Annotated in this window: 7 protein-coding genes and 1 pseudogene; 2 read left to right on the plus strand and 6 right to left on the minus strand. The window is 38.1% G+C overall.

Annotation, left to right across the window (positions count from 1 at the left end):
- A pseudogene (locus MUB24_RS22575) lies at window positions 1-230 on the plus strand (hypothetical protein); the annotation flags it as partial.
- 501 nt (window positions 231-731) lie between these two features.
- On the opposite strand, the gene MUB24_RS23395 reads toward MUB24_RS22575, so the two are convergent.
- The 3 genes from MUB24_RS23395 to MUB24_RS22590 form a co-directional block, all read right to left on the minus strand.
- The gene (locus tag MUB24_RS23395) at window positions 732-854 is read right to left on the minus strand and encodes a hypothetical protein (protein WP_280517128.1); all 123 of its coding nucleotides are present in this window, start codon (window positions 852-854) and stop codon (window positions 732-734) included.
- A gap of 674 nt (window positions 855-1528) precedes the next feature.
- Complete coding sequence (locus tag MUB24_RS22580; RefSeq protein WP_244707935.1) at window positions 1529-2011, minus strand: nucleoside deaminase; 483 nt, start codon at window positions 2009-2011, stop codon at window positions 1529-1531.
- Between the two features lie 289 nt (window positions 2012-2300).
- Window positions 2301-2966, minus strand: a complete 666-nt coding sequence (locus MUB24_RS22590) for a phosphoenolpyruvate hydrolase family protein (RefSeq protein ID WP_244707937.1) — start codon at window positions 2964-2966, stop codon at window positions 2301-2303.
- 502 nt (window positions 2967-3468) lie between these two features.
- Between MUB24_RS22590 and MUB24_RS22595 the strand changes: the two genes are divergently transcribed.
- Window positions 3469-4872, plus strand: coding sequence for a vWA domain-containing protein (locus MUB24_RS22595; RefSeq protein WP_244707939.1), 1404 nt, complete (start codon window positions 3469-3471; stop codon window positions 4870-4872).
- A gap of 433 nt (window positions 4873-5305) precedes the next feature.
- Here the strand turns inward: MUB24_RS22595 and MUB24_RS22600 are convergent, their stop codons facing one another.
- The 3 genes from MUB24_RS22600 to MUB24_RS23400 form a co-directional block, all read right to left on the minus strand.
- On the minus strand, window positions 5306-6127 hold the full coding sequence (locus MUB24_RS22600) for a class I SAM-dependent methyltransferase (RefSeq protein WP_244707941.1): 822 nt from the start codon (window positions 6125-6127) through the stop codon (window positions 5306-5308).
- Between the two features lie 214 nt (window positions 6128-6341).
- A complete protein-coding gene (locus MUB24_RS22605; RefSeq protein WP_244707943.1) occupies window positions 6342-6548 on the minus strand; it encodes a hypothetical protein in 207 nt (68 codons plus the stop codon).
- Window positions 6549-6825: 277 nt separating this feature from the next.
- Window positions 6826-6957, minus strand: a complete 132-nt coding sequence (locus tag MUB24_RS23400) for a hypothetical protein (protein WP_280517129.1) — start codon at window positions 6955-6957, stop codon at window positions 6826-6828.
- Between the last annotated feature and the right edge of the window lie 214 nt (window positions 6958-7171).

Raw genomic sequence — 7171 nt, forward strand, 5'->3', positions numbered from 1 at the left:
ATCCTCTTTCAGGGAAACAACCGGAGGCTATTACTATAAAGAGAAAAAATAACGAAGACATAATCATTCCATATAATAACGAAAATAAAGATGATATGAGATTATTTTTACTCATTAATAATAATCCGAATCAATTGGCATTCAAACATCTTAATGAGTTAAAAAATCATAAAGTTGAACAATGGCAAAATTATTCTAATATCATTGAAATTGGAGTCCCTCAATTGTAAAAACAAATGCACAATTCAAAATGGCATTAGATATAATTTTTAAAAATATAAATATAGCAAAGGAAAGGCATATAGTCGTTTTTTCCTTTGCATTTCTTGTTATACCGGTTATTTATTGCTAATTTCTCGTAGTTTTGTTTGATGCCTCAACAAATAACTACCTATAATTATGAGTCTGTATGGCTTCCAGATCCGTCAGTGAATGCTATTATCATTAAGAGTCAATTCAAAAAAAGAGCAGTTAGGTACCGTCTCTCGAAAGTTAGAGTACTAAACTTAAACTCACATCAACCAATCAATCATGTGCAAAATACCCTAACTTTTAGCAGTGCATCTTACTGCTCCTGTAATGTTTCTTACTTTCCTTTATCATACTATTCCAAACTATTCACGAATTCAAGGTTCCTTATTTGTTCAAGAGAACAACTAGTTGACCTTCCATCTTTTAACATAAAACATATCTGGTTTTCGAAATACCCAACTACTCTGCATTCTAAATCTTTAGTAATTACCATTTTTCAATACGTATGCCTGTAACAAAATAGGGTAGTTAGCTACAAAAGCCTTGTGCAGAGCTCTAGAAATATCTTCTTCGCTCATTTCTTCCTTTGCTTCTACTTCCATTAATTGATTATTTACCTCTTGCCTCCGAATGGTCTGACAACATCATTCCAATCCATTTAACGATCCCCTATCTTTGTATCCAAGTTGATCAGGTGTAACTCTTAAAATAGATTGACTCATTTCTTTTCATCCTCTCCGGCACTGTGACCTCCAACTAATGTAGCGCGATATCTAGCCATTCCCCCGCTTGAGGCTTGTAATAGTGATGTATATCCATATTTACGTCTCACAAAATCTACTGCTTTATCCAGTTCTTCATTTTAAACAGTGACTTCTACTGGTTCAAAGAGGTTTAATTGTTTGCGAAATTCGATGTTGATCATATTTTTCATATTCTTATAGCCGATTGTTTTTCTAAGGTATGGTCTGCATTTTCATTGAGAAGTGTCTGGAACATTTCATACTGGGAAACGACATATTCCAGAAGCCTTTCTGTCATCTGCAGGGCTTCCTGATTTAAGGTTTTGCAAATATTCGTATGACCACTTTATGCGTGTCGTAAAGGAACATGATTTTATTATTTCGGGCTTACGATCATTCAACATTTAACAGCAAACAACCTTGGATTTTATCTATCCATGGTTGTTTTTACTTTATTAAAAGGTATTCACGTTCCTAGTAATATAGCTATTATTATCATTTGTATCACTCTATGAGACCTCTAAATATAGTAGTCAACGTCTCCCTGAATAAAGCTGACGATGAAGTTGGCGAACGTGCTCTGCCAGTTCAGGGACGGGTCCATCTACTGTAGTATCCCGACTAACATCTTGAATGGGAAGATTCCGAACGCGTGATGGAGCTACTCCCATTTCACTCAACCATTGTGCCAGCTGTTCGGACGAACTTGCATAGACAATTCGGCCTAAACCAACCCAACCATGGGCCGCAGCGCACATGGGACAATGTTCACCAGAGGTATAAACTGTCGCCTTGCTTCTTTCTTCCGGTGTCATGTGGTTAGCTGCCCATCGCGCTATGGCGAATTCAGGGTGTTGGGTATGATCACCGCCTGCAACGTGGTTATGATCTTCAAAAAGCACCTCTCCATCGGCTGAAACAAGGACTGAACCAAATGGCTCGTCTCCTTTATCCAACGCTGTTTTTGCTAGCTCAACACAACGTCGCAGGTGCTTCATATCTGAATCATTTATCATAATTAACTTACCCCCATCCGGTTTTGTGGATTAGTTTTAGCGTTTCCATTCAATCAACTGATTTGTAATTTTTACACCTTGTTCTGCAAACACTTTTTGAGCAACTTTTAAAGCATTCAAAACACTCGGGAATCCGGTCTACGGGATGAGGTGCATGATGCAACCTACAATCTCTTCCGGTTTTAAACCAACACTAAGCCCCGTTTTGATATGCATTCCAGGTAAGGCCATCGATGGATGACCTTACCCACTAATCTTAGTCTATTTTTATAATGAATTACAATAAGGATTATTTGTTTATCTTCTTAAATTCCTTTGTCTGTTCTTTGATACCTTTTTCGGCAGCAAACCTTTCAATACTTGAGGCTCCAAAGAAACCTACTATTCCCTCTACTCTATTGATAACATATTCTGCATCTTGTGGTTCAGCAATTGGTCCACCATGGCAAATAACCAATATATCAGGATTTACTGCTCGTCCCGCGTCAACAATGGCTTGAATGCGTTCAACACAGTCGTCTAGGGTTAAAGCGGTTTTAGCACCAATCGTACCTTTAGTAGTCAGTCCCATATGTGCTACGAGAAGATCGGCACCTGCTTCAGCCATTTTTGTTGCTTGTTCTTCGTCAAATACATATGGGGTTGTAAGTATATCCAACTCATGAGCCTTGCGAATCATCTCTACTTCTAAGTCATTTGGTAATAAGATTTCCATTCCTTTTGCAAGAACTTCTGTTGCATATGCACGATCTTTTTGTTCCGCAATCTTTGCCATGTTTTCTCCTGCTGCTAATGCAACTTCATCATTCGAAACATCAGGTGTAAATTGAGGTTCAAATACACCAGAGTGAATGGTAAATACATTTAACCCTAGAGACTCAATTAACTCTTTTACAAATAAAAACTCTTTTCCTTTTGTATCAAATGTTCCGATTAATGCTATTGACTTGGCCAAACATATCACTTCCTTCTTATTTAGAAACGATATTATGCTCCTTACACATCTAATGATAACGCTCTCCTGGCTGGAAGTATATGTCTTCCTGTTTGATTAATTTGTCTTTAAGTAAGTTTTAACATATTCACTAGGTGCCATTCCTTTTCGCCTTTTGACTATTTCCATGTTTGCATCATCAACTTCAATGATGTCAACTTTTGCGTAGCCACTAAGACGTTTTAAATATTATTGAATGTCTTGTTTCAAGTATTTTTTTCAGTACGATTCAATGCCAGCCCTTGCTTCATTGTATATTCTTTCCTTCTAGTGTAGCAAAAATGTGGCTTGTTTCCTACTTCCATTCTAGTTAATATGTCCCGCCCTTTCCTTTTGATTAGGTGTTTGGTTTCGTTTTCCCCCTCATTTAAACTATCAGGCTAGATTTTCCGTTATAATTGGTTAGAAAAATAAGCGATTTTTAAAAAAAATAGACTGATTAAACCATGGAAAGGAGTACTATATGCGCAAGTTTAAAGTTTTAGGTTGTTTTCTATTCGCTGCCCTGCTCGTCCTTGGTGGATGTTCCAATAATGGGAATGAAAAGGAAGCCACTAATAAGAAAAAAGAGAAGCAAACGGAAAAAGTAGAAAATACACAACCAAGTGAAGAGGTTGTTTCGAAAGCCGAGAAACCTGAGGAAACGGACGAGGAATTCCGCCAATATTTTACCGAGGACCCCGAAGAAATGGTGCAGTTAGAGCCAGGTCCCTATAGTGGCGACAAATATGATTTAGAAGCGATCAAAAAAGAGATGGACCAATTCCCAAAAGGAGAAACACCAGATGACTATTATTACCGCCTTGTTTCCCTTGTAGCAGAGGATTACCGCTTCTTTTATGAAGCAATGCAAGATGTGGACACCGATTACGAAGATCCAACTGCACATCCAGATGGTGAGTTAGGCACGCCACCGGAAGCGACCAGCAAGCAAATCAATGTGCAAATTTTATTTGATGCTAGTGGCAGTATGCGGGCCGAAATCGGCGGTAAAACGAGAATGGCTTTAGCAAAAGAAGCCGTGAATGACTTTGTCAAGGAGCTACCAGAAGAAGTGAACGTTTCTTTACGGGTCTATGGTCATAAAGGAACCGGCAGTGATGCCGATAAAGAGTTATCATGTAGTAGCTCAGAGGTCGTCTATCCGCTGGGGTCTTTTGAACAAAAGAAGTTCTCGAAGGCATTGGATCAATTTGACCCTGCTGGTTGGACTCCCCTTGCAGCCTCAATTGAAGCAGCAATGGATGATCTGAAAGGCGAAACCGGCGAAAATGTGGAAAATATTATTTATGTTGTTAGTGATGGTGTGGAAACTTGTGATGGCGACCCTGTAAAAGCAGCAGAAAAGCTTAACCAATCTGATATCCAAGCGATCGTCAATATTATTGGCTTTGATGTCGATGATGCCGGACAGAAGGCCTTGAAAAAGGTCGCAAAGGCTGGTAAAGGCGAGTATGCGACGGTTCGCTCGCAACAGGATTTTCAAAAGTTTTTTGAGCAGGAAAAGCAGAACCTACGTGAGGAATGGCAGAAATGGTCCAATGAGAATACCAGTCATTATGCCCAATCGCAAAATGAAAGAGTCAATGAATTGTTTGAAATCGAAAACAAAGCAAGAGATTTAACCAAGATCGAAGAAGAGCATTTAAGAGAGCTGGTAGCATACTGGAATGAAACATTAAGTGAAGAGGAATCCAAGCAAAGGATTTTGACGATTCAAGCTGGTAAAAGAGGGAGAGCGCTCAGAAGCTATGCTTTTCAAACAGCCGTTGCATACCGAGATCAACTTCGATCGAAAGGATTAAAAGCAAGAGATGACGTGCGTGATAAAGCGCGGGAAGAAAGAGAGCAACTGAAGGAAAAATAAAGTTCATTTTCTTCCGTAATGACCATCGCAGTGACACGGTTTTGCTCCATTTTATTGTGTGCCAGCTTCTGAATGACTTCAGATGCTGGTACTAATGTTTTAATCGGGCTCCACATGGACATGGAATCATAAACCCCGTACTTTTCGATCATAACATCTTATTGTAATGTATCCCTTTGTCAACACACAAAAATCATTTTTTAAGATAAATCCTCCTTCCCAAATTAGTCTTTTTTGTTGCCCTCCAAGTGTAGAATATTCCCCATGTCCACCACCCTTGACCTTGTTTGTGTCCGTGGTAGTGGTTTTGATGGCGGTTGGCGAAAAAACAGCCTTTAAGGGCTCATCCGCATCAACAGCGCACCGCGGACAATCACTTCTAAGTTCCGCTAGGATGATGCTTTTGCACGAATTAAACAATAATAATTCGTTACTAAGCCACTTCCAAGCAATCAGCCAACTCCAAACCAGCACGAATTAAACAATAATAATTCGTTACCTTAATACCTCTGTCTGATCCGTTGTCATGAGTATATTTTTCGAATTGCCTTTGGACTTTTTCTAAGTACTGTTCTTTAACATAATCAGTAAACTTTTTACTTTGGCCAAAGAATATATAGTTAATAACATCTTCTGGAGTAGGTATATAAGCAATTTCCTCTATGGTTTTGGTCCTTATGTCCTCAAACCCACTTTTAGCTAACCTCTCATTTATTATGTTAAGGGTTTCTGCTCCATTAGAATTCGGATCAATCCATCCTTTATAATAATCTCCAATGTCAGATATCCAATTGTATAGATAAAGTAACAATATTGTACCTCCGGGTTTTACTACCCTATTACCTTCTGGAAACCAGCTTGTTGGTCCTTTCTTTGTATAAACGACATCAAAGTAATCGGTTGGAAAAGGAAGCCCCAATCCATCTTTTGTATTTCCAATTACGTACCTTACATTGGGCTTTCTCTTTCTATTCGCGGTTTCAATAAAACCTTCCGTCATATCAATATCATATCCAACAACTTCTTCGGAATAATCAGACCAGCTATTGGTATACTCTCCATGACCACAACCAACATCAAGTACTTTCCCGCCCCGTAGTATGTTTCTTAACTCCTCAGTTAATATGTCTTCTGCTGATATTCCTTCATACTTGAAATGACAAGTATACTCATATTTACCTGATTCAGCCGCAATATGATCCATTCTTTCTTTATAAGTTCCTTTAAAAAGGCGATTGGATAAGTCAGGAAACAAAGCTACCTCTCCTTTCAAAATAATCCCTTTATTATATTTTCGTAATATCACTCTTTATCAATTTAGCAATAACTTTCTAGAAGGTTAACATTGCTACTTAAAAGCTATATTTCTTGTAATCATTGGAAAACGCTTTAAATTACATTTTTAAAACATGAAAAAAGATTTTCAACCATGGATACCTTATGGTGATCCGCCATAACTTTTACAGATATCAATTATCTTTTTCGAGTTTGAGAACTATAAGCGATCCAGGGCCTCCTCCAATAATAAAACCCATTGTTAATCCTAACACTATGTTTCCGGTAATAGGTGCAAAGATAGTATAACCAATGATTAATCCAGTAACAACAAACAATAAATAAATACCTACTAATTTTAATTTGTTATGGCCAATGTCTTCACCCCTCCCTTCATTCAAGATATGAAAAAAATCCCTGCTTGTTCATCTGGCTGATTTTTTTGAATAGTACTTATCATTTTATCATAACTCCAAACTTGGTTATATATAGGCACTGAAACTATTCAGAATTATTTTAGACCTGACGCCCTTCTTCCGAAAAAACGTTCTGCTGATTTTTCCCAGCCTTCCTATTAGAGACAGCATATTTATTAGATGTCTATAATAATATTACTCAACTTTCGCACCCTAAAGATAGCTCTTAACCCTTGATATATTTGGGTGTAACATAGTTTGACTATGCTGCGTTTTCTATAAATTCCTTGTTGCCCAGAAAAGGTTTCTTTAAAAATCTGGGTAACTTGTTAAAGAGTTTGTCGATGATGGATTGTACTCTTTCTTCCGAAAGGACAGGTTCTTCTAAACCCATATTCCGCGCCCCTTTGAAAGCCTAAAATCTTTTTTTGCAGGAATTCCCCCATGTCCTATCGAAGGTAAGGGTATGAAGACCGTGGGGTGATTGCCATGAATAATCCAATTCCGCAGATTCCTGACTTTCAAGTATGTCGAGTCGGATCGGCTCCTGTTATTCGTCAATTAATAGACAAATTAGGACTCATCGATCGAATCGATCAGCTCTCTCC

Source organism: Lederbergia sp. NSJ-179, from assembly GCF_022867885.1.
GTDB lineage: Bacteria > Bacillota > Bacilli > Bacillales > Bacillaceae_C > Lederbergia.

What these genes read in the sequence shown, in the direction of transcription:
- MUB24_RS23395 (WP_280517128.1), bottom strand. Translation starts at nt 854, where the DNA reads ATGGAAGTAGAAGCAAAGGAAGAAATGAGCGAAGAAGATATTTCTAGA.
- MUB24_RS22580 (WP_244707935.1), bottom strand. Translation starts at nt 2,011, where the DNA reads ATGATAAATGATTCAGATATGAAGCACCTGCGACGTTGTGTTGAGCTA.
- MUB24_RS22595 (WP_244707939.1), top strand. Translation starts at nt 3,469, where the DNA reads ATGCGCAAGTTTAAAGTTTTAGGTTGTTTTCTATTCGCTGCCCTGCTC.
- MUB24_RS23400 (WP_280517129.1), bottom strand. Translation starts at nt 6,957, where the DNA reads ATGGGTTTAGAAGAACCTGTCCTTTCGGAAGAAAGAGTACAATCCATC.